This window comes from Variovorax sp. Sphag1AA (assembly GCF_014192575.1).
Lineage (GTDB): Bacteria > Pseudomonadota > Gammaproteobacteria > Burkholderiales > Burkholderiaceae_C > Variovorax.
The window spans coordinates 733,672-753,105 of sequence record NZ_JACHYC010000002.1 but is presented as its reverse complement, the minus strand read 5'-3'; the positions used below and the strand labels follow the sequence as shown (position 1 = coordinate 753,105).

Here is a 19,434-nt window from a genome sequence, read left to right as displayed (position 1 = left end):
CCGGAGGGACCTTCATGCTCGATGGCTGCGTGCCCTGGCCTGCGGAGGCGGCCGACAAGTTCCGCAGGCTCGGCCTGTGGGAAGACATCACGGTCGCCGAGATGGTCGAGCGCACCATGCGCGCGACACCCGGAAAGACCGCGCTGATCTTCAACGAGCGGCGCATCAGCTATGCCGAGCTGGTGCGGTCCTCGAAACGCCTCGCGGCAGCTCTGCTCGACCTCGGCCTGAAGCCGCGCGACCGTGTGGTGATGCAACTGCCGAACGTGCCCGAGTTCGTCATTGCCTATCTCGCGCTCAACTGGCTGGGCGCGATCCCGGTGATGGCGCTTCGTGCCCACCGGCACAACGAGGTGCGCCACTTCATCCGGGCATCGGGCGCGACCGCGTATCTCATCCCCGACGTGGCCGGCAACTTCGACTATCGGTCGATGGCCGCCGAGATGGCGGCGGAGTTTCCGCACCTGCGCCATGTGATCGTCGCGGGCGAACCAGCGCCGGGCCAGCGCGCGCTAGAACCGCTGATCGACGGCGGCACGGCCGATGACGACGCGATCGCTGCACGCCTGCAGGCCATCCGCCCTGCACCCGACGACGTCTCGACGATGCTGCTCTCCGGCGGCACGACTTCGGTCTCGAAGCTGATCCCACGCACGCACAACGACTACGTGCTCAATGCCCGCCTGTGCGCGCAGGCGGCGGGCTTCGACCGCGACACCGTGTTCATGGCGATCCTCCCGCTCGGGCACAACTACAACCTCGCGTCGCCGGGCATCCTGGGCACCTTCCATGCGGGCGGCACGGTGGTCATCGCCGCGAGCACCGACATCGAGTCGACCTTCGCCAGCGTCGAGCGCGAGCGCGTCTCGGTGATCGCGAGCGTCGTGCCGCTCATATCGAACTGGCTCAACAGCGACGTGCCGAAGCGCTTCGATCTTTCTTCGCTGAAGGTGGTACAGAACGGCGGCGCGCGGCTCGCGCCCGAACTGCGAACGCGCCTGCGCGACCAGTTTGGCTGCACGCCGCAAGAGATCTACGGCACCGCCGAAGGCCTCATCAACATGACGCGGCTCGACGACCCGGAGGCGCTGCTGCTCGAAAGCTCCGGTGCGCCGGTCAGCGAACACGACGAGATCAAGGTGCTCGACGACAACGACCACGAAGTGCCCGACGGCGAGCCGGGCGAGCTGGTCACGCGCGGCCCCTACACCATCCGCGGCTACTACAACGCACCCGCGAAGAACGCCGAGGCCTTCACGCCCGACGGCTTCTATCGCATGGGCGACATCGTGCGAAAGCGCGGACGACACGTCTTCACCGAAGGCCGGCGCAAGGACCTCATCAATCGCGGCGGCGAGAAGATCAGCTGCGACGAGATCGAGAACCTCATCTTCGGCATGCCTCAGGTCAAGGTGGTCGCGCTCGTGGGCCTGCCCGATCCCGTCTTTGGCGAAAAGGCCTGTGCCTGCGTGATCCTGCAGCCCGGCGCGACACTCGGCTTCGATGAACTCGTCACCTATCTGCGCCAGCAGAAGATCGCATCCTTCAAGCTGCCGGAGCGGCTGGAGATCATGACGGAGTTCCCGGTGAGCCCGGTAGGCAAGATCCTCAAGCGCGAGTTGCGCGAACGGCTGACTGCGCAGGGAGGCGCATGATCGTTCTCTACCACTGTGTGAGCGCGCGTTCGTTCCGTCCGCTCTGGGCGCTCGAAGAGCTGGGTGCAACCTACGAACTGCGCATGCTGCCGTTTCCGCCGCGCATGCTGCAGCGCAGCTACCTCGAGATCAACGCCCTGGGCACCATCCCCTACCTGATCGACGGCGAGACGCGCATGACCGAATCGGCCGCGATGTGCCAGTACCTCACGCAGCGATGCGATCCCGAGAACACGCACGGGCTGGCCCTGCGACCGCAAGATCCCGGCTACGGCGGATGGCTCAACTGGCTGCACCATGGCGAGGCCACGCTCACCTTTCCGCAGACCCTCGTGCTGCGCTACCGCTACTTCGAGCCCGACGAACGCAAGCTGCCGCAGGCGGCCGAGGACTACGCCAAGTGGTTCCTCGCACGTCTGCGTGGCATCGATGCGGTGCTTCAGCAGCATGACTACCTGTGCGCCGATCGCTTCACCGCGGCCGATATCTCGGTGGGCTATGCGCTGATGCTCGCGTGTGAGGTCCGCCTGTCCGAGCACTTCCCGCCGGCCGTCGCAGCCTACTGGGAGCGCCTCCAGAAGCGCGACGGCTATCGACGCGCACTTGCCGCTCAAGATGCTGCGGCGGTGGCACAGGGCGTTTCGCCATCGCCCTCTACGGACGCACTGCCGGCACGCAGGTAGGCCCGCGGCGACGCCTGCGCGGGTATCCTCCCGACAGGCAGGCCACGGTCCAGTACGGAGAATCCGCCCACGATGATGCCCACCCCCACCGCCATTCCCGGCGTCGATGCGCTCTGGCCTCTGTGCCTCGACATCGTCCTGCATCGCCGCGGCGAACTGGCACAGCTCCCATGGAAGCCCGATGCGCCGCTGGCTGGCGATACCGCGCAAGGCTTCTCGCTGCGCGGCATGTGGGACGATGCGGCAGTCGAACTGTTCGAGCTCATCAAGCCGCTGCTCGATCGGCCGCGCCAAGGTGCACCCTGGGTCATCGGGCAACTCGGCCAGAGCCTCGACGGCTACGTCGCGACGCACAGCGGCGATTCGCACTACGTGAACGGTCGCGAAGTGCTGGTGCATCTCCACCGTCTGCGCGCCCTTTGCGATGCGGTCATCGTCGGCGCGAACACGGCGGCTCTCGACGATCCGCAACTCACCACGCGGCACGTCGATGGCCGACACCCTGTGCGCGTGCTGATCGATCCGGCACTGCGGCTGACCCCCACGCTGCGAGCGCTCTCCGATCGGGTCGCCCCGACGCTGCTCGCCTGCGATGCGAGCCGCGCCGCCGAAGCAGGCCGGCGCTTTGGTGCCGATCAGGTGCTTGCCGTGCCCGCGATGGTGGACAGCGAAGGCCGACTGAACCTGCGCGCGCTGGTGACCGAGCTCGCATCACGCGAGCTTCGCGTGCTGTTCGTCGAAGGCGGCGGCGTCACGGTCTCGCGCTTCATCGCGCAGGGCTGCCTCGACCGGTTGCACCTCAGCATCGCGCCGGTGGTCATCGGCTCCGGACGGCCCGGCCTTCAGATTCCGCGAAGCGCCGCGATGCGCGACTGCCTGCGGCCGTCAGGGCGCGTGTTCCGCATGGGCGACGATGTGCTGTGGGATCTGGACCTGCGCGAGACGTCGTCCGCTTCCCGGGACTGAACTTCACCTCAGGGCAAGGTCGCCAGGAGATCGCGATGGCCGACGCGCAGGGTCGTCCATTCGATCGCATCGAGGCGCTGTGCAGTCCAGTCCTCGATCAACGTGAAGGCTGACGGTTGCTGCTCCAGCGCCGCGGCCGCCGCACCTTCGATCATCGCGCGCAACATGGCGGTCGACTGCTCACCGCCCCGGCCATCGATCTGCCAGTGGCTTGCCGCCTGCGTGACCTCATAGCCCAACGATGACAGTCGCGCCGCGGCATGGTGCACCGCGTCGCCGCCCAGTGCCAGACCGAAGCCCTTGTCGCGATGCTGATGCGCCACGAACATGCGATGGACTTCTGCGTCGCCCGGCAATTCGGGCTGCCATTCGACGCCCCCATCGACGCTCAATGCGAACAGCACCGCGGCTTCGGCGTCCCGTGCGCATTGGGCCAATCCGTCGATCCATTGCGCAGACACCAGATCGAGCAGCGCCGACGCAGTGATCAGCCGATGGCGTGCGAACAGCGACACGTCGAACGGTTGCGCAAGATCACGACGCAGTGTCTCGATCTCGACCAGACCCGGCGTTCGCACCCATGGCGCCAACGCGTCGGGCAATGCCGCCAGCAATCGAGGATCGTGGTCGACCAGCGTCCATCGCTGAGCGCTCCCCAGCCGCGGTGCGAGCTCGCGGAGGTTCGCTCCGGTGCCGCACGCGAGGTCGAGGACGGTCAAGCTCGAAGCGCTGCCGCGCAGTCGGGCAGCGAGTCCCGGCAGATCGAACAACGCGGCCGCGGCGTTGCGCGCCTGGCGATCAAAGGGTTCGCGCTGTGCCAGCCAGTCGACGCTGAAGCCGTTCATTCGTCGGCGAGCGTTTCGAGCGCTTCCAGGGCCACTGCAAAACGCGCGGCGCTATCCGCCCAGGTCGGCAGACGATCACGCGCAGCCCTCGCACCTGAGGCGAGCTGCGCACGCCACCCGGCGTCGTCCATCAACCGCTGCAGTGCCGCGCGAAGGGCCGCCTCGTCGCCCGGCGGCACGAGCACGCCCGCATCGGCCGGCACGGTGTCGGGAATCGCACCGGCCGTGGTGCTGATCACCGGCAGGCCATGCGCCAACGCTTCCGCGAGCGCCATGCCATAGCCCTCGTGGAAGGACGGCAGCACGAAGGCGTCCGCGCGTTCGTAGAACGCACGCAGCGCCGGTTCGTCCTGCTCGCCGTGCAGCATCACGCGATCGCGGAGGCCGTGCCGATCGATGGCGGCCACGAGCGAAGCGGTGCATTCGGCATCCATGGTGAGGCTGCCGACGCAATGCAGCACCCAACGCCGGTCGCGCAAGCCGGCAAGTGCATCGATCAGCAAGGCGTGGCCTTTCCGGGGACTCACGTTCGCCACGCTCAGCAAGTGCAGCTCGCCGGAGCCGGACCCGGTTGCAAGCGGTGCGGGCTCGGTGCCCGGCTCGACCACGGTGGTGCGCGCGGCCGGCACGTCGTACGCCGCCAATGCGCGAGCGGTGGAAGGACTGGTGACGACGACGGCACGCGCGGTCGACAGCGCCTTTCGTTCGCTGTCGAACAGCGCCGCGCGCGCATCGCCATCCAGCCCGGTCTCCAGCGCGAGCGGGTGATGCACCAGCGCCACCCACTGCAGGCGCCTCGCATGCGCCTCTGCAAACTCTGGCATTGCGCCGAAGGCGAGACCATCGACAACGACCAGCGAGTCGTCGGGCAATGCGCTCAGGGTTTGCCAAGCAGCGGCCAGGGCCACATCGTCAGGTGCCGGCCAGCCTTCGCCGAGCGAGCGCACATCGACATGCCAGCCGAGGCTGCGCAGGCCATCGATGATGTGCCGGTCGTAAGTGAAGCCGCCGGTGCGCGTGTCGAGCTTGCCCGGCACGAGGAAGCTGCATTGCAGCTTCACGATGCGCGCGCAGGCAAGGCGCCCTCGTAGGCCGCCCATGCGACGTGCGATTCGTTCAGACGCACGCGCAGGCCCGAAAGACCACTCGCATGCGGGCCGAGTTCCCCGGCGGCGATGCAGGCGGCCACGCGGTCGAAGATCACGCGCGCCATGAACTCGGTCGTGGTGTTCCTGCCCTTGAAGGCCGCCTCTTCGTCGAGGTTGCGCAGGTTGAGATCGCCGAGAACGCGGCGCAGGACCTCGGTTGCGAGCGCGATGTCGACCACCACCCCGTCCGGGTCGAGTTCGGCGCGGCGCATCTCTAGGTCGACCACGTAGGTCGCACCATGCAGGCGCTGCGCCGGGCCGAACACCACGCCGGAGAAGCTGTGGGCAATCATGAAATGGTCGCGGACATTGACGGTGTACATGCGGGCCTTTCAGAAACGGAAGAGTGGTTCAGGAATAGTCGATGCGCTGGCACAGCGTGTCGGGTGCACCGCCAGACAGCCGTTCGAGCACCGTGGGCAATTCGTCGAAGGGTGCGCTGTCGGTGATGAGCGCGTCGAGCACCGGATCGCACAACAGCGAGAGCGCCAGCGCCATGCGTCGACCGCGATCCCATCGCGCGCGCTGGGCCGTCGCCACATGGCCGACCTGCGAACTCCTGAGGGTGAGACGGCGCGAATGGAAGGCTTCGCCCAGCGGCAGCGGCACATCGCGCGTGCCATACCAGCTCATCTCGATGACCGTCGACTCGAAGGCCGCGAGCCCAAGGGCAGTGACGAGTCCTTGCGGATTGCCGCTGGCATGAACCACCAGATCGGCATCGGGCGTCGCATCCTGCGGTGTCGAGAAACCAACGCCGAGCGCCTCGGCCACCGCACGCCGCTGCGCACGCACGTCGACGAGTTCCACCTTGCAGCCCGGCATGCGCCCCGCGAGCCAGGCCACCAGCAGGCCGACCACGCCGCCGCCCACCACCGCCACGCGATCGCCCACACGCGGCGCGGCATCCCACATGGCATTGACGGCGGTCTCCATGTTCGCGGCCAGCACCGCACGCGCGGGCGGCAGGCCCTCGGGCAGCACATGCACCGCATCCGCCGGAACGACGTAGCGTGTCTGGTGCGGGTGCAGGCAGAAGACGTGGCGCCCTTTCAGTTCCTGAGGACCTTCCTCGACGATGCCCACGCTGGCATAGCCGTACTTCACCGGCGCCGGGAAATCGCCTTCCTGGAACGGCGCGCGCATTCGTTGGAACTCGCCTGGAGGCACTTCGCCGCGGAACACCAGCATCTCGGTGCCGCGGCTGACTGCGGAGTGAAGTGCCCGCACCACCACCTGCCCCGCAGATGGCGCTGAAACCGTCGCGGCACGGATCATTGCGCGGCCGGGCGCTTCGATCCAGCAAGCGCTGGAGTCACCCGCAATTTCGAGGGATCGAGATGAAGGCATGGCGCATCACTGTACGAGAAAGTGCTCAGTGTTTTTACGCAGCGCGAAGGGCCGTTCGCGTCATCGTTCTCTGATAGCCTGTCGGGCCATGCGCGCCCTTCTCCTTCTCGCCAATCTCGGCCTTCTCGCACTCGCTTTCTACTTCGGCTCGCTGGCTGGCCTGCTCATCGCAGTGGCACTGTGCATCGCGATCGTCGCGGGCTTCTTCCTGTTCTCGATGTCCCGCGCCGAGTCGCTCGAATCGAAGGACATGCGCCGCGCGATGGGCCGCAGCACCACCTTCCTCGGCGGGCTGACCGACACCCGCCGCTGACGCAGCTCAGACGGCCGCAGCCGCCGCCTTCGCAACCGCGACTGCCGCTTCGCGCGGCAACTGCACCGCGTTCTTCACCGCGAGGATTTCCGCCATCACGCTCACCGCGATCTCCGGCGGCGTCTTGCTGCCGATATAGATGCCGATCGGCCCGCGTAGGCGCGCCAGAGAGGCTTCGGTCTGGTCGAAGTGCTCGATCATGCGTTCTCGACGCGCCTCGGCGTTGCGGCGCGAGCCGATCGCGCCGACGTAGAACGCCTCGGTCTCCAAGGCCTCCAGCAGGGCGAGGTCATCGAGCTTGGGATCGTGCGTGAGTGCGACCACGCAACTGCGGCGGTCGGGCTTGAACGCCGTCACCGCGTCGTCCGGCATCTCGGTGGTGGTGGTCACGCCCGGCACATTCCATGAAGTCTGGTACTCGGTGCGCGGATCGCACAACGTCACGGCGAATCCGCTGAATTGCGCCATCGTCGCGAGGTACTCGGCCAGTTGCCCCGCGCCGATGAGCAGCATCCGGTACTCGGGGCCGAAGGTGTTGACCAGCTCCGCATCATTGACCGTCAACTCCGCGGGCGATGATGCTTCGGCCAGCTTCACCGATCCATCCGCGAGCGTCACAGTGCGCTGCATGAGCCGCCCGCGTTCGAGCGACGCCACGAGCGTCTGCAACGATGCCGGATCGGGGTCGTATTCGAGCAGCAACTCGAGCGTGCCGCCGCACGGCAGTCCGAAGCGATGCGCTTCATCCGCCGTGATGCCGTACTTGACGAAGGCCGGCTTGCCTGTCGGCATCACGCCGTCGCCGTGCGCGCGGGTGTAGCGCGCGATCAGGTCGTCTTCGATGCAGCCGCCGGACACCGAGCCGAGCACCGCACCGTCTTCCGCCAACGCCATGATCGAGCCGATCGGGCGCGGCGACGAACCCCAGGTTCGCACCACCGTCGCCAGCAGACCGCGGCGGCCGGCCTGTCGCCAGTCACGCAGTGCACGAAGCACCATCACATCGAGGTTTTCCATAGCTCTGTCTCTCTATCTCTCTCTGTTCTTCAGTCGGCGGGCTTCTCGGTCGTGTCGCCTTCCTCGTCCTTGTCCTTCTTGCCGAATCCCATCTTCCGCATGAAGCCCGCCATCGCGCCTTCTTTCTCGGCCGGCGCGGCGTCGCCATCGGCCGATGCTTCCGCGGGCGGCGGGCCGTAGCGGCTCTGCATCTCGGCTTCGAAACGCTTGAAGAAATCGTCGGCGGTGGACTTGGCCGCGCCATCGATCAGCCGCTGCCCGAGCTGCGCGATCTTTCCGCCCACCTGCGCCTGCACCGTGTAGTCGAGTTCGCAGCCTTCGGCCCCATCCGCATTGGGCTTGAGCGACACGCCCGACGAGCCCTTGGCAAAGCCGGCCACGCCGCCCTGCCCTTCGAAACTGAGCTTGTAGCTTTCGGGCGCCTGGATGTCCGACAGCGTGACCTTGCCGCTGAACTTCGCCGAGACCGGACCGATCTTGACCGCCAGCCCGACGGCGTATTGGTTGTCGCCCGTCAACTCGAACTTGTCGCAGCCGGGGATGCACTTCTTGAGCGTCTCCGGGTCGTTGAGCGCGTCCCAGGCCTGCTGCTGCGTGATCCCGAGCTTGCGGTTGCCGAGCATTTCCATGATGAGTCTTCCTTCTGAATTCGAGTGGGGTCGGATCTTCAGCGGCCCGACCGCATGAGCATCGCGAGGCTGGTCGCCAGTTGTTCCAGTGCGCTGAGATTGTGGACCGCCAGCATCGCGTCTGCATGGCGATGCAACATGGCCGCACCGCGCGCAAGGGGTGCGTAGCCTTCGTAGCGCAGCAGCGGATTCAGCCACAGCACGCGCCGCGAATGGCGCTTGAGCCATTGCAGTTCGTTGTCGAGGATCTCGGGCTCGCCGGTGTCGAGACCGTCGCTGATCACCAGCACCAGCGTGCGCCGTCCAGTCAGGCGGCGGGCGTGACGGCGGCGCAGTTCCACCAGCGATTCGCCGAGTCGCGTGCCGCCGGCGAAGTCGTCGATCGATTCGCTCGCGGCGGCCAGCATCGAATCGGTATCGGCGAGTCGGAATGCCGGTGTCAGGTCGGTCAGGTGCGTGCCGAAAGCAAAGACGTCGCGCCGGCCCGAATGCCGCGTCGACGCGTGCAGGAATGCAAGCAGCAGCCGCGCATAGCGTTCCATGGAGCCGGACACATCGACCAGCACGAGCAGCGGCAGCGGCTGCTTGCGCCGCGCCCACCGTGGCAGCCGCAGGATCTCGCCGCCGGTGCGCGCCGCCTCGTGCAGCACGCCGGGCCAGTGCATGCGCGAATGCGCGCCCGCATCGCCCGTGACGCGCAAACGCCGCGCGGGCAGCGTTGGAATCGGCAGCGCGATGTCGCGCGCGAGGCGTTCGACGAGGCGGTATTCCGCCGCACCGAGCGCATTGAAATCGGCATGGTGGATGCGCGCGCGGTCGCTCGCGGTCATCGCGGCATCGAAATCGACTTCGCGCTCGTTCTGTGCCGCACGTCCCGCTTCGCGCGGCGGCGCCAATGCCTCCCGCACACGCGGCCTGCGCTTGGAAGGCTCGGCCTTGCCTTCGGCGCTCGGCAGCATCTGCGCGAGCAGCTTGTTGGCCAGCTCGGGGTCGCGAAACCATGCATCGAAGAGTTCGCGGAACACGAGGCGATCTTCTTCGCGGCTGATCATCACGGCTTCCATGGCAGCCGCAAGGTCGAGGCGGTTCTCGACGCCCACCAGCGTTGCGGCCTCGGCGGCAAGCGCGATGCGCATCGAATCGGTCCGCACGCCTGCCCGGCGCAATGCGCGGCCGAATCCCAGCATGTTGCCCGCCAGCTTGCCGCGGCGTGCGTCGCCAAGCTGATGGACGGTGTCACTCAAGACGAGGCCTCCTCGGGCTTGAGGAGATCGGTTGCCATCGCGTGCGTCAGCGAGGCGACGTCGTCGCGCTGCTTGAACAGGATGCCGGCGGTGTCGACCACGATTTCGGGGTCGAGCTCGATGGTGTCGAGCGCCACCAGCGCCTTCGCCCATTCGACGCTTTCGGCAATGCCCGGTCCGCGCTGGAAGGCACTCGCGAATGGCGTGCTGCGCAGCCGGCCGACGAAGCTCGCGATCTGCTCGGAAAGCGCGGCGCCCGCCTGCGGCACCTGTGCGCGCACGATCGCGAGTTCGCGCTCGCGCTCCGGATAGTCGAGCCAGTGATAAAGGCAGCGGCGCTTGACCGCATCGTTGAGCTCGCGCGTGCGATTGCTGGTGAGGATCGTGACTGGCGGCACCAGCGCACGAATGGTGCCGAGTTCCGGAATGCTGACCTGGTACTCGCCGAGGTACTCCAGCAGGAAGGCCTCGAAGGGTTCGTCGGCGCGATCGACTTCATCGATGAGCAGCACCGCGCCGGGCGCGGGCGCCTGCAGGGCCTGCAGCAGCGGGCGGCGGATCAGGTAGCGCGGCTGGTAGACCTCCGATTCCACGTCGGTCGAGATGCCCTGCGCCTCCGCCGCGCGCATGTGCAGGAGCTGCGCGGCGTAGTTCCATTCGTAGAGCGCCTCGCGCTGTTCGAGGCCGTCGTAGCACTGGAGCCGAAGCAGCTCGCGGCTGAGCGCGGTCGACAGCGCCTTGGCAAGCTCGGTCTTGCCCACACCGGGCTCCCCTTCGAGCAGCAGCGGCCGCTGGAGCTTGAGCGCAAGGAACACCGCCGTGGCGAGCCGTCGGTCGGCGTAGTAGCCGGCGCCTTGCAGTGCCTGCACGACGGCGTCGATGGAAGAGAACGGCGAAGCCGCCGGGGGCGTTGTTTGATCGGTCATCTCAGTGTTTTACCGCGCCACTCCCCACGACGCATGAAACTGGCGCAACAAGTCCAGGAATTCCGCGGAACCGGCTTCGCCGGGCCGCTGGGATTGCCCCCTGAAAGGGGGTGTCCGAGCCACACGAAGTGGGCGAGGCTGGGGGTCAGGCCTTTTGTACTGCGCGTTGCGTAAGCACGCTGATCAGGTTCGCGCGATACGCCGCAGAAGCATGCAGGTCCGTATTCAGATCAGCCGAATCGATCTTCACCGACGCGGCCGACTCCGGCGTGAAGGCCTTGCTGAGCGCTTGCTCGAGCCCCGCATGCCGGAACACGCCGTTGCCAGCGCCGGTCACTGCCACGCGCACGCCACTGTCGAACTGCGCAACGAACACACCCACGAGCGGGAAGTTCGATGCCTTCTGGCGCAGCTTCTCGTAGGCCGCTCGCTTCGGAACCGGGAAGCGGATCGCCTTGATGAGCTCGCCGTCGGTCAGCGCGGTGGTGAAAAGGCCCTGGAAGAAATCATCAGCCGCGATCTCGCGCTGGGTGGTGACCACCGTGGCGCCGGTCGCGAGCACCGCGCTCGGGTAGCACGCGGCCGGATCGTTGTTGGCGACCGATCCGCCGATGGTGCCCATCGCGCGCACTTGCCGGTCGCCGATGTGATCGGCAAGCCACGCGAGTGCCGGGAAGGCAGCCTTGACGTCGGCGTTGTTCGCGACATCGAGATGCCGCGTCATCGCGCCGATCACGAGCGCATCGCCCGACTTGCTGATGCCGGCAAGCTCCTTGACGCCGCTCAGGTCGGCCAGTTGCTCGGGTGCGGAAAGCCGCAGCTTCATCGAGGCCAGCAGCGTCTGCCCGCCGGCGAGCGGCTTGGCGCCTGCCGCGGCGAGCTTGACCGCTTCGGCCAGGGTCGTGGGACGTTCGAGGGTGAAGGCGTACATGGTGTTCAGACCTTTCCGTGTTCAGGGTTGCTTCTGCATCGTTTCCCACACGCGGTAGGGCGATGCCGGCATGTCGAAGTCCTTCACACCGAGCGGCGCGAGCGCATCGAGCACGGCGTTGATCACCGCCGGCGGCGAACCGATCGCGCCCGCCTCGCCGCAGCCCTTGGTGCCCAGCGGGTTGTGGGTGCAGGGCGTGCACACGGTGTCGAGCTTGAACATCGGGAAGTCCTCGGCGCGCGGCATGGCGTAGTCCATGAAGCTGCCGGTGAGGAGCTGGCCGCTCTCCTTGTCGTAGACGCAGTTCTCCATCAATGCCTGGCCGATGCCCTGCACGAGCCCGCCGAGCACCTGCCCTTCCACGATCATCGGATTGATGATGGTGCCGAAGTCGTCCACCGCGGTGAAGCGATCGACCTTGACTTCGCCGGTCTGCTTGTCGACTTCGACTTCGCAGATGTAGGTGCCGCCCGGGAAGGTGAAGTTCGTCGGGTCGTAGAACGCGGTTTCGTTCAGCCCCGGCTCCAGCTTGTCGAGCGGGTAGTTGTGCGGCACGTAGGCAGTGAGCGCAACCTGGCCGAAGGGGATCTTCTTGTCGGTGCCCTTGACGGTGAACTCGCCGTTGGCAAATTCGACGTCGGCGTCGCTCGCTTCCATCAGGTGCGCCGCGATCTTCTTGGCCTTGGTCTCGATCTTGTCGAGCGCCTTCATGATCGCCGCGCCGCCGACCGAGATCGAGCGCGATCCGTAAGTGCCCATGCCGAAGGGCACCCGGCCGGTATCGCCGTGCACCACGTCCACGTTTTCGACGGGGATGCCCAGGCGTGCGGCCACCACCTGCGCGAAGGTGGTCTCATGCCCCTGGCCGTGGCTGTGCGAGCCGGTGAACACCGTCACGCTGCCGGTCGGATGCACGCGAATTTCGCCGCATTCGAACAGGCCCGCACGCGCACCGAGTGCGCCCGCGATGTTCGACGGCGCGATGCCGCAGGCTTCGATGTAGCTTGAATAGCCGATCCCACGCAGCTTGCCCTTGCCCTCGCTCGCCGACTTGCGCTGCGCGAATCCGGCCACGTCGGCCAGCGTCTTCGCCTTGTCCATGCAAGCGTGGAAATCGCCCGTGTCGTACTGCAGCGCGACCGGCGTCTGGTACGGGAAGGCGGTGATGAAGTTGCGCTTGCGGATCTCGTCCTGCCCGAGGTTCATTTCCCACGCGCAGCGCGACACGAGCCGTTCGAGCAGGTAGGTGGCCTCGGGCCGCCCCGCACCGCGATAGGCATCGACGGGCGCGGTATTCGTGAACCACGCATCGACTTCGACGTAGATCTGCGGCGTCGTGTATTGCCCTGCGAGCAGCGTGGCGTAGAGGATGGTCGGCACCGCGGTCGAGAAGGTCGACAGGTAGCCGCCAAGATTCGCATCGGTGTGCACGCGCAGCGCGAGGAACTTGCCGTTGGCGTCCATCGCCATCTCGGCGTGGCTCACGTGGTCGCGGCCGTGCGCGTCAGAGAGGAAGCACTCCGAACGCTCGCCCGTCCACTTGATGCTGCGGTTGAGCTGCTTCGAGGCCCAGGTGAGCGCCACGTCTTCCGCGTAGAGGTAGATCTTCGAGCCGAAGCCGCCGCCCACGTCGGGCGCGATCACGCGCACCTTGTGCTCGGGCAGGCCCAGCACGAACGCCGTCATCAGCAGGCGCTCGACGTGCGGATTCTGGTTGGCGACGTACAGCGTGTACTCGTCGTTCGCGCGGTTGTAGCTGCCGATGGCAACGCGCGGCTCGATCGGGTTGGGCACGAGGCGGTTATTGACGAGGTCGAGCTTCGTCACGTGCGCCGCATTCGCGAAAGCCGCATCCACACCCGCCTTGTCGCCGATCGCCCACTTGTAGCACTGGTTATCCGGCGCCTGCTCGTGGATGACGACGCCGCTCTGCTTCTTCGCCGCATCGGCGACGCTGACCAGCGCAGGGAGCTCTTCGTAGTCGACCACGATGGCTTCGGCGGCGTTCTTGCCTTGCTCGACTGTCTCGGCCACGACGAGCGCGACGTGATCGCCCACATAGCGCACCTTGCCGATCGCGAGGATCGGGTGCGGCGGCTCCTTCATCGGCGTGCCGTCGGGGTTGTTGATCAGCCAGCCGCAGGGCAGGCCGCCCATCTTTCCGTCGATGTCCTTGCCGGTGAAGATGCCGACCACACCGGGCATCTTGAGCGCGGCGGACGTGTCGATGGACTTGATGTTCGCGTGCGCGTGCGGCGAACGCAGGAACACCGCGTGCGTCTGGTTCTGCAGATTCACGTCATCGGTGTACTGGCCGGCGCCGGTGAGGAAGCGGTAGTCCTCCTTGCGACGCAGCGCCTCGCCGATGTGCGGCAGGTTGGAGAAGTCGGATGCACCCATGACTTTTCTCCTCAGGCGTTGGCCGTGGCCTTGGCGGGTTCGGTCATCGCCTTGCCGCCCATCTGGACTGCCTTGACGATGTTCTGGTAGCCGGTGCAGCGGCAGAGATTGCCGTCGAGCAATTCGCGGATCTCGGTCTCGCTCGCGTTCGGGTGGTAGGTGCACAGGTCGATGGCGCTCATCACCATGCCCGGGGTGCAGAAGCCGCATTGCAGGCCGTGGCACTCCTTGAAGGCCGCCTGCATCGGATGCATGGTGCCGTCGGGCTGCGCAACGCCTTCGATGGTCGTGATCTTCGCGCCGGCGATCTGCCCGACCAGCACGTTGCATGACTTCACCGCGCGTCCGTTGACGTGAACGGTGCAGGCGCCGCACTGCGCGGTGTCGCAGCCGACGTGCGTGCCGGTGAGATGGAGGTGCTCCCGGAGCGCCTGGACCAGGAAGGTGTTGGGAGGCGCGTCGACCGTGACATCCCGGCCGTTGACCGTGAAAGAAACCTGCATGTGGCTGTCTCCGTTGTAAAGGTAAGAGATGGCTGTTTTCGGCCATGTGAATCTTGGACGCCGCACCTGACCGGAACCCTAGGCAAAACCCTAGCCGCTTGCGCGGGACACTTGAAATTCTCAAAATGAAACAGCTTGCCCGCCGGCAATGCGCACATCACGACAGGTGCCGTTCAGGCCCGGACCCACACGATGACCGCCTCCCTCGCTTCGCCACTGCCAGAGCGTTCCATCTCCATCGCCCAGGCGCGGCGTGAATGGATCGATGGTGACGCCGACACGCAAGGCGCGCGCGTCGAGCCATGGCTGCTTCGCTCGTGGCAACGCTGTCTCGCGGCTGGGCGGCAGCCTCGCGAGCATGTGAGCTTCGACCCGGTTTCGGCGCAGGCCGCCATGCGGGTTGCGGAGCGCAACCGGGCTTTGGTCTCGGCAGCGCGCCCGGTAATCGAACGACTTTCGCGCGCGATCGCCGACACGCGCTACTTCGCGATCCTCACGGATGCAGACGGCATCGTGGTCGATGTGGGCGCGCTGCCAGGCGGCAGCGATCCGGCCGCGCGGCATGCCCGCGACATCGCGCGCATCGGGGTGGACCTGTCGGAACGCGCAGTCGGCACCACCGCGATCGGCGCGGCACTGGCCGAGCACGAATCGGTGTGGCTGCATCGCGGCGAGCATTTCTTCGACGACACCAGCGTCTACAGCTGCGCGGGCGCGCCGCTCTTCGGCCCGCTCGGCGAGTGCATCGGCATGCTGGACCTGACTGGCGTGCAGGTGGTCGAGCGGCCGGAGCTGCGGCACCTCGCCGCCCTGTCGGCGCGCAGCATCGAGAACGCGCTGCTGCTGCAGCATCCCTGCGAGTTGCGATTGGGGATCGCCTGGCCCGGCAGCGCGCCCGGCGCCGATACCGAAGGGCTGTTGTGCATCGACGCGGACGGCTACGTCGCCGGTGCCAACGCGGCGGCGCGGCACATGCTGCACCAGCCGCTGGGCGCCGGACTCGCGCTGAACTGCAACGATCTCTTCGCGCTGCCGCCGCAGATGCTCTTCGACGCTGCGCGGCGCGGCGATCCAGTGCTCGAAGTGCCGCTGTGGTCGGGACTGCGTGTACAAGTCCGGCCGCAGCTCGCCGGCCGGCCACCGCTGTCGTCGCAAGGCAACGGCCGGACCCGGCTGCGCGATGTCGAAACCGCGCTGATTCGCAAGGCGGTCGACGAAGCACGCGGCAACGTCGCCGAGGCGGCGCGCGCGCTCGGCATCAGTCGCGCGACCGTCTACCGCAAGCTCCCTCGAAGCCGCCGCGCCGGCTGAAATCGTCCGTTCCGTTCGTGCGGTTTGCCACGAAACGGCAGGCCACCCCATCGCTCGTCCCGATGGACGTTTTTACACTTTGTTGCTATTGTCAGAAGTTGTTAAAACTTCCGCATGCCTCTTTGTCGCATGCCCTGGGGACGTCGACCATGAGTGATTCCAAGGCCCGTACCTTCGACCTGTCGCCAAAGCCGACGCGTCGCCAAGTCATCGGCAGGCTGGCAGGCGCTGCCGCCATCGCCGGGCTGGGATCACCGGCCTTCGCGCAATCCAAGGCCATCCGGATCGGCGCCACCTTCGACAACAGCAGCGTCGAGAAGGCCAACGGAACCGGCCTGTTCATCGGGTCGAGCGCCTATTTCAACGCACTGAACCGCGCCGGCGGCATCAACGGTACGAAGGTCGAGTTGGTGATGGCCGACGACCAGTTCAAGCCCGATCTCGCCAAGGCCAACGCCCTCTCCTTCGCAGCCGACAGCTCGGTGTTGGCCATGCTGCACCCGCTGGGCACGCGCCAGGCGGCGGAAGTCAGCGACGCAGTTCCGGGCATGGCCGTGGTGGGTCCGAACACCGGCACCGTGTCGCTGCGCAAGAAGGCCAATCCGAACACCTTCTGGGTCCGCGCGAACTACGACCAGGAAATCGACAAGCTCATCGCCACCGCGGCGGTGCTCGGCCAGTCGCGCATCGGTATCGTCTATTCGAACGATCCGCTCGGCCAGTCGCTGCTCGCGGGCTACAAGGCCGCGCTGGCCAAGGTCAAGCTCGAACCGGCGGTGATCGCGAGCACGCCGAGCACCATCAGCATGGAAGTCGAGCCGGCGGCGCGCCAGATTGCCGAAGCGAGCCCGCAGATCGTCATCATCGGCCTCGCCGGCACCGCGCCGGCCTTCGTGAAGGCGTTGCGCGCCGCGGGTGGCAAGAGCAGCTGCTACGGCCTCTCGATCACCGCCGGATCGCTCAGCGCGATGGGCGATCTCGCGCACGGCCTCGGCTTCGCGATGGTCGTGCCCTCGCCCTACGCGACCAAGTTCGAGATCGTTCGGCGCTACCAGGCCGACATGATCGCCAACGGCACCAAGGACTTCTCGCTGCCCAGCCTGGAGGGCTACATGGATGCCGCCGTGCTGTCCGAAGGCCTGCGCCGCGCCGGGCCGGCGCCCACGCGCGCTGCGGTGCTCGCGGGGATGGAGCGCATCGAAGCCTTCGACCTCGGCGGCGTGAAGATCAACTTCGGCAAGACCAACCGCGAAGGCAACCAGTTCGTCGACGTGGCGGTGATCAGCACCAACGGCCGACTGATCAGCTAACTCCCACGCGGCGACCCGCCGGCGTCGGACGAGCGCGATTCGAGCCCCTCAAGCAGAATCAGGCGATGAGTTCATACGCAACCGAACAACCTTCCCGCGCCGAAGTCGACGCAATGCCCGGTCTCACCGTGGTCGAATTCGGCGCCAACTGGTGCGGCATCTGCAAGGCGGCGCAACCTGCGATCAACGAGGCGTTGAGCGACGCGCAGCACTTGCGGCACCTGAAGGTCGAAGACGCAAGCGGACGGCCGCTCGGACGATCTTTCAACGTCAAGCTTTGGCCAACGCTCGTCTTCATGCGCGACGGCCTGGAAGTCGGGCGCGTGGTGCGCCCCGAGAGCGCCGCGACCATCCGCCGCGAACTCGAACAGGCCGCAGCCGCGAAGCACTAGGCCCCGGCTGGCACCTTATCCAGGAAGCCGGTCACGCTTTGCAGCTTGCCGGCCTCGAGCTGCACGAAGTCCGTGCCTTCGATCATGTCCTCGGCGCCGCTCGGGCCGAGCGTCCATGAAAAGCGCAGTTGGTCGCCGTGGCCGTCCACACGGCCCTTGAGCGCAAAGCGAAAGCCCGGATAGCGCTGGTGCACGCCGCCGACGAGCGCGCTGATCTGCGTGCGACCGCTGGCCTGCATGATCGGATCGACATAGCTTGCATCGTCGGTCCAGTTCGCCTGCAGCAAGCTCAGGCGGCGATCCTCATCCTTCTCGTTCCAGACGGCGATGTACTGCTCGGCGAGCTTGACGGCATCGGGGGTGGCGGTGTTCATGGCGAGTCCTTTCGGTGTTCAACACCCGCAACAGCGCGGGGTGAATGAATGGTCGCCGCGAGCCCGCCGCCGGTCGATGACGTGGGAGGTTATGCAGGCACACCCGCCGGCCGCACGATGCGCCGCCCGCCGGAAGCCGGCGCGAGATAGCGATCGACCGAAAGGCCATCGGTGCGGATGTCCGGACGCCGGCCCATCACCTGATCGGCAACCACCTTGCCGGAGCCGCAAGCCATCGTCCAGCCGAGCGTGCCGTGGCCGGTGTTGAGGAACAGGTTCGCATACGGCGTCGCACCGACGATCGGCGTGCTGTCGGGCGTCATCGGGCGCAGGCCGGTCCAGAAGGTGGCGCGCGGCAGATCGCCGCCGGGGAAGAGATCGGTCACGACGCGCTCCAGCGTCTCACGGCGATGCGGGTTCAGCCGCAGGTCGAAGCCTCCGAGCTCGGCCATGCCGCCGACGCGGATGCGATCGTCGAAGCGCGTGACCGCCACCTTGTAGGTTTCGTCGAGCACGGTCGATTGCGGTGCCAGCGAGGGATCAACCAGCGGCACGGTCAGCGAGTAACCCTTGACCGGATACACCGGGATGTCGAGCCCCAGCGGCGCAATGAAGTCGCGCGAATAGCTGCCGAAGGCGAGCACGAAGCGGTCGGCGGTGAGCACATGTCCATTGGCAAGACGGACACCAATGATCCGGGCGCCGTCCGTCACGAGCCGCTCGACCGATTGATCGAAGCGGAAGTTGACGCCGAGCCCACGCGCGACATCGGCGAGGCCCTTCGTGAAGAGATTGCAGTCGCCGGTTTCGTCATTCGGCAGGCGCAGACCACCGGCCAGGAGATTGCCGGTGCGAGCCAGCGCCGGTTCGACCGAAGCGAGCTGATCGCGATCGAGCAGTTGATACGGCACGCCGCATTCTTCGAGCACCGCCACGTCCCGCTGCACCGCATCGAGTTGCGCCTGCGTGCGGAAGAGTTGCAGCGTGCCTTGCGTGCGGTGCTCATAGCGCACACCGGTTTCGGCACGCAGCGCGCGCAGGCAGTCGCGGCTGTATTCGGCCACGCGCATCATCCGTTCCTTGTTGACCGCATAGCGCTCGGGCGAGCAGTTCTTGAGCATCGACGCCATCCAGCGCAACTGGAACAGCGTGCCGTCCGGACGGATCGACAGCGGCGCGTGCTTCTGGAACATCCACTTGAGCGCCTTGAAAGGGATGCCCGGCGCAGCCCACGGCGTGGAGTAGCCAGGGGAGACCTGCCCGGCGTTGGCGAAGCTGGTTTCCTGCGCGGGGCCGCTCTGGCGGTCGAGCACGGTCACCTCGGCGCCGGCCTTGGCAAGGTAGTACGCGGTCGTGACACCGATGACACCGCCGCCCAGAACGATCACTTTCATCGCTTAGCCCATTCAATGCAGGAAATGAGCTAAGCGTAGCCCC

General features: G+C 66.8%; 20 protein-coding genes. 7 read left to right on the top strand and 13 right to left on the bottom strand.

Annotated elements, in window-relative coordinates:
• Positions 1 to 14 precede the first annotated feature (14 nt).
• The 3 genes from FHW64_RS10100 to FHW64_RS10090 all read left to right on the top strand — a co-directional run bounded on the left by FHW64_RS10100 (position 15) and on the right by FHW64_RS10090 (position 3,304).
• Entirely contained in the window at positions 15 to 1,655 is a 1,641-nt protein-coding gene (locus FHW64_RS10100) for a (2,3-dihydroxybenzoyl)adenylate synthase (RefSeq protein WP_184525584.1), read from the top strand.
• On the top strand, positions 1,652 to 2,338 hold the full coding sequence (locus tag FHW64_RS10095; RefSeq protein ID WP_184525582.1) for a glutathione S-transferase family protein: 687 nt from the start codon (positions 1,652 to 1,654) through the stop codon (positions 2,336 to 2,338). Before FHW64_RS10100 ends, FHW64_RS10095 begins: the two co-directional genes overlap by 4 nt.
• A 72-nt stretch (positions 2,339 to 2,410) precedes the next feature.
• Positions 2,411 to 3,304 (top strand): RibD family protein, encoded by an 894-nt coding sequence (locus FHW64_RS10090; RefSeq protein WP_221210251.1) that lies wholly within the window; start codon positions 2,411 to 2,413, stop codon positions 3,302 to 3,304.
• Positions 3,305 to 3,312: 8 nt separating this feature from the next.
• Here FHW64_RS10090 and FHW64_RS10085 read toward each other — a convergent pair whose 3' ends face one another.
• From FHW64_RS10085 to FHW64_RS10070, 4 genes are read right to left on the bottom strand one after another with little or no spacing between them, the layout of a single operon-like run.
• On the bottom strand, positions 3,313 to 4,149 hold the full coding sequence (locus FHW64_RS10085) for a class I SAM-dependent methyltransferase (protein WP_184525581.1): 837 nt from the start codon (positions 4,147 to 4,149) through the stop codon (positions 3,313 to 3,315).
• Positions 4,146 to 5,249 (bottom strand): glycosyltransferase family 4 protein, encoded by a 1,104-nt coding sequence (locus FHW64_RS10080; RefSeq protein WP_184525579.1) that lies wholly within the window; start codon positions 5,247 to 5,249, stop codon positions 4,146 to 4,148. Before FHW64_RS10080 ends, FHW64_RS10085 begins: the two co-directional genes overlap by 4 nt.
• On the bottom strand, positions 5,207 to 5,620 hold the full coding sequence (locus FHW64_RS10075) for a 6-carboxytetrahydropterin synthase (RefSeq protein WP_184525577.1): 414 nt from the start codon (positions 5,618 to 5,620) through the stop codon (positions 5,207 to 5,209). Before FHW64_RS10075 ends, FHW64_RS10080 begins: the two co-directional genes overlap by 43 nt.
• Before the next feature lie 28 nt (positions 5,621 to 5,648).
• Complete coding sequence (locus FHW64_RS10070) at positions 5,649 to 6,647, bottom strand: zinc-binding alcohol dehydrogenase (RefSeq protein ID WP_221210250.1); 999 nt, start codon at positions 6,645 to 6,647, stop codon at positions 5,649 to 5,651.
• Between the two features lie 88 nt (positions 6,648 to 6,735).
• On the opposite strand from FHW64_RS10070, the gene FHW64_RS10065 reads away from it, so the two are divergent.
• On the top strand, positions 6,736 to 6,960 hold the full coding sequence (locus tag FHW64_RS10065; RefSeq protein ID WP_184525575.1) for a hypothetical protein: 225 nt from the start codon (positions 6,736 to 6,738) through the stop codon (positions 6,958 to 6,960).
• A gap of 6 nt (positions 6,961 to 6,966) precedes the next feature.
• Here the strand turns inward: FHW64_RS10065 and FHW64_RS10060 are convergent, their stop codons facing one another.
• The 7 genes from FHW64_RS10060 to FHW64_RS10030 form a co-directional block, all read right to left on the bottom strand.
• Entirely contained in the window at positions 6,967 to 7,977 is a 1,011-nt protein-coding gene (locus FHW64_RS10060) for an XdhC family protein (RefSeq protein WP_184525573.1), read from the bottom strand.
• A 29-nt stretch (positions 7,978 to 8,006) separates the two neighbouring features.
• Positions 8,007 to 8,606, bottom strand: coding sequence for a CoxG family protein (locus tag FHW64_RS10055; protein WP_184525572.1), 600 nt, complete (start codon positions 8,604 to 8,606; stop codon positions 8,007 to 8,009).
• Positions 8,607 to 8,644: 38 nt separating this feature from the next.
• The gene (locus tag FHW64_RS10050) at positions 8,645 to 9,793 is read right to left on the bottom strand and encodes a VWA domain-containing protein (RefSeq protein WP_184526309.1); all 1,149 of its coding nucleotides are present in this window, start codon (positions 9,791 to 9,793) and stop codon (positions 8,645 to 8,647) included.
• Between the two features lie 53 nt (positions 9,794 to 9,846).
• Positions 9,847 to 10,776 (bottom strand): MoxR family ATPase, encoded by a 930-nt coding sequence (locus tag FHW64_RS10045; protein ID WP_184525570.1) that lies wholly within the window; start codon positions 10,774 to 10,776, stop codon positions 9,847 to 9,849.
• A gap of 145 nt (positions 10,777 to 10,921) precedes the next feature.
• Positions 10,922 to 11,707 carry a xanthine dehydrogenase family protein subunit M gene (locus FHW64_RS10040; protein ID WP_184525568.1) on the bottom strand — a complete coding sequence of 262 codons (786 nt, stop codon included), beginning with the start codon at positions 11,705 to 11,707 and terminating at the stop codon, positions 10,922 to 10,924.
• A gap of 21 nt (positions 11,708 to 11,728) precedes the next feature.
• Positions 11,729 to 14,107 (bottom strand): xanthine dehydrogenase family protein molybdopterin-binding subunit, encoded by a 2,379-nt coding sequence (locus FHW64_RS10035; RefSeq protein WP_184525566.1) that lies wholly within the window; start codon positions 14,105 to 14,107, stop codon positions 11,729 to 11,731.
• Between the two features lie 11 nt (positions 14,108 to 14,118).
• Positions 14,119 to 14,610, bottom strand: a complete 492-nt coding sequence (locus FHW64_RS10030; protein WP_184525565.1) for a (2Fe-2S)-binding protein — start codon at positions 14,608 to 14,610, stop codon at positions 14,119 to 14,121.
• Between the two features lie 192 nt (positions 14,611 to 14,802).
• Between FHW64_RS10030 and FHW64_RS10025 the strand changes: the two genes are divergently transcribed.
• From FHW64_RS10025 to FHW64_RS10015, 3 genes are all read left to right on the top strand, one after another.
• The gene (locus tag FHW64_RS10025; RefSeq protein ID WP_184525563.1) at positions 14,803 to 15,921 is read left to right on the top strand and encodes a helix-turn-helix domain-containing protein; all 1,119 of its coding nucleotides are present in this window, start codon (positions 14,803 to 14,805) and stop codon (positions 15,919 to 15,921) included.
• A gap of 149 nt (positions 15,922 to 16,070) precedes the next feature.
• Positions 16,071 to 17,231 (top strand): ABC transporter substrate-binding protein, encoded by a 1,161-nt coding sequence (locus tag FHW64_RS10020; protein WP_184525561.1) that lies wholly within the window; start codon positions 16,071 to 16,073, stop codon positions 17,229 to 17,231.
• 65 nt (positions 17,232 to 17,296) lie between these two features.
• The gene (locus FHW64_RS10015) at positions 17,297 to 17,623 is read left to right on the top strand and encodes a thioredoxin family protein (protein WP_184525559.1); all 327 of its coding nucleotides are present in this window, start codon (positions 17,297 to 17,299) and stop codon (positions 17,621 to 17,623) included.
• On the opposite strand, the gene FHW64_RS10010 is transcribed toward FHW64_RS10015, so the two are convergent.
• The gene (locus tag FHW64_RS10010) at positions 17,620 to 17,997 is read right to left on the bottom strand and encodes a nuclear transport factor 2 family protein (protein WP_184525557.1); all 378 of its coding nucleotides are present in this window, start codon (positions 17,995 to 17,997) and stop codon (positions 17,620 to 17,622) included. The two genes, FHW64_RS10015 and FHW64_RS10010, sit on opposite strands and share 4 nt — an antisense overlap.
• An 89-nt stretch (positions 17,998 to 18,086) precedes the next feature.
• Positions 18,087 to 19,391: a D-amino acid dehydrogenase gene (locus tag FHW64_RS10005; protein ID WP_184525556.1), complete on the bottom strand. Its 1,305-nt coding sequence runs from the start codon at positions 19,389 to 19,391 to the stop codon at positions 18,087 to 18,089.
• Between the last annotated feature and the right edge of the window lie 43 nt (positions 19,392 to 19,434).

Excerpts from the sequence above, each read along its gene's own strand:
- FHW64_RS10095 (WP_184525582.1), top strand. The coding sequence starts at position 1,652 with ATGATCGTTCTCTACCACTGTGTGAGCGCGCGTTCGTTCCGTCCGCTC.
- FHW64_RS10040 (WP_184525568.1), bottom strand. The coding sequence starts at position 11,707 with ATGTACGCCTTCACCCTCGAACGTCCCACGACCCTGGCCGAAGCGGTC.
- FHW64_RS10060 (WP_184525573.1), bottom strand. The coding sequence starts at position 7,977 with ATGGAAAACCTCGATGTGATGGTGCTTCGTGCACTGCGTGACTGGCGA.
- FHW64_RS10045 (WP_184525570.1), bottom strand. The coding sequence starts at position 10,776 with ATGACCGATCAAACAACGCCCCCGGCGGCTTCGCCGTTCTCTTCCATC.
- FHW64_RS10070 (WP_221210250.1), bottom strand. The coding sequence starts at position 6,647 with ATGCCTTCATCTCGATCCCTCGAAATTGCGGGTGACTCCAGCGCTTGC.
- FHW64_RS10080 (WP_184525579.1), bottom strand. The coding sequence starts at position 5,249 with ATGGGCGGCCTACGAGGGCGCCTTGCCTGCGCGCGCATCGTGAAGCTG.
- FHW64_RS10055 (WP_184525572.1), bottom strand. The coding sequence starts at position 8,606 with ATGGAAATGCTCGGCAACCGCAAGCTCGGGATCACGCAGCAGCAGGCC.
- FHW64_RS10100 (WP_184525584.1), top strand. The coding sequence starts at position 15 with ATGCTCGATGGCTGCGTGCCCTGGCCTGCGGAGGCGGCCGACAAGTTC.
- FHW64_RS10020 (WP_184525561.1), top strand. The coding sequence starts at position 16,071 with ATGAGTGATTCCAAGGCCCGTACCTTCGACCTGTCGCCAAAGCCGACG.
- FHW64_RS10005 (WP_184525556.1), bottom strand. The coding sequence starts at position 19,391 with ATGAAAGTGATCGTTCTGGGCGGCGGTGTCATCGGTGTCACGACCGCG.
- FHW64_RS10030 (WP_184525565.1), bottom strand. The coding sequence starts at position 14,610 with ATGCAGGTTTCTTTCACGGTCAACGGCCGGGATGTCACGGTCGACGCG.
- FHW64_RS10065 (WP_184525575.1), top strand. The coding sequence starts at position 6,736 with ATGCGCGCCCTTCTCCTTCTCGCCAATCTCGGCCTTCTCGCACTCGCT.
- FHW64_RS10085 (WP_184525581.1), bottom strand. The coding sequence starts at position 4,149 with ATGAACGGCTTCAGCGTCGACTGGCTGGCACAGCGCGAACCCTTTGAT.
- FHW64_RS10075 (WP_184525577.1), bottom strand. The coding sequence starts at position 5,620 with ATGTACACCGTCAATGTCCGCGACCATTTCATGATTGCCCACAGCTTC.
- FHW64_RS10090 (WP_221210251.1), top strand. The coding sequence starts at position 2,411 with ATGATGCCCACCCCCACCGCCATTCCCGGCGTCGATGCGCTCTGGCCT.
- FHW64_RS10015 (WP_184525559.1), top strand. The coding sequence starts at position 17,297 with ATGAGTTCATACGCAACCGAACAACCTTCCCGCGCCGAAGTCGACGCA.
- FHW64_RS10025 (WP_184525563.1), top strand. The coding sequence starts at position 14,803 with ATGACCGCCTCCCTCGCTTCGCCACTGCCAGAGCGTTCCATCTCCATC.
- FHW64_RS10050 (WP_184526309.1), bottom strand. The coding sequence starts at position 9,793 with ATGCTGGGATTCGGCCGCGCATTGCGCCGGGCAGGCGTGCGGACCGAT.
- FHW64_RS10035 (WP_184525566.1), bottom strand. The coding sequence starts at position 14,107 with ATGGGTGCATCCGACTTCTCCAACCTGCCGCACATCGGCGAGGCGCTG.
- FHW64_RS10010 (WP_184525557.1), bottom strand. The coding sequence starts at position 17,997 with ATGAACACCGCCACCCCCGATGCCGTCAAGCTCGCCGAGCAGTACATC.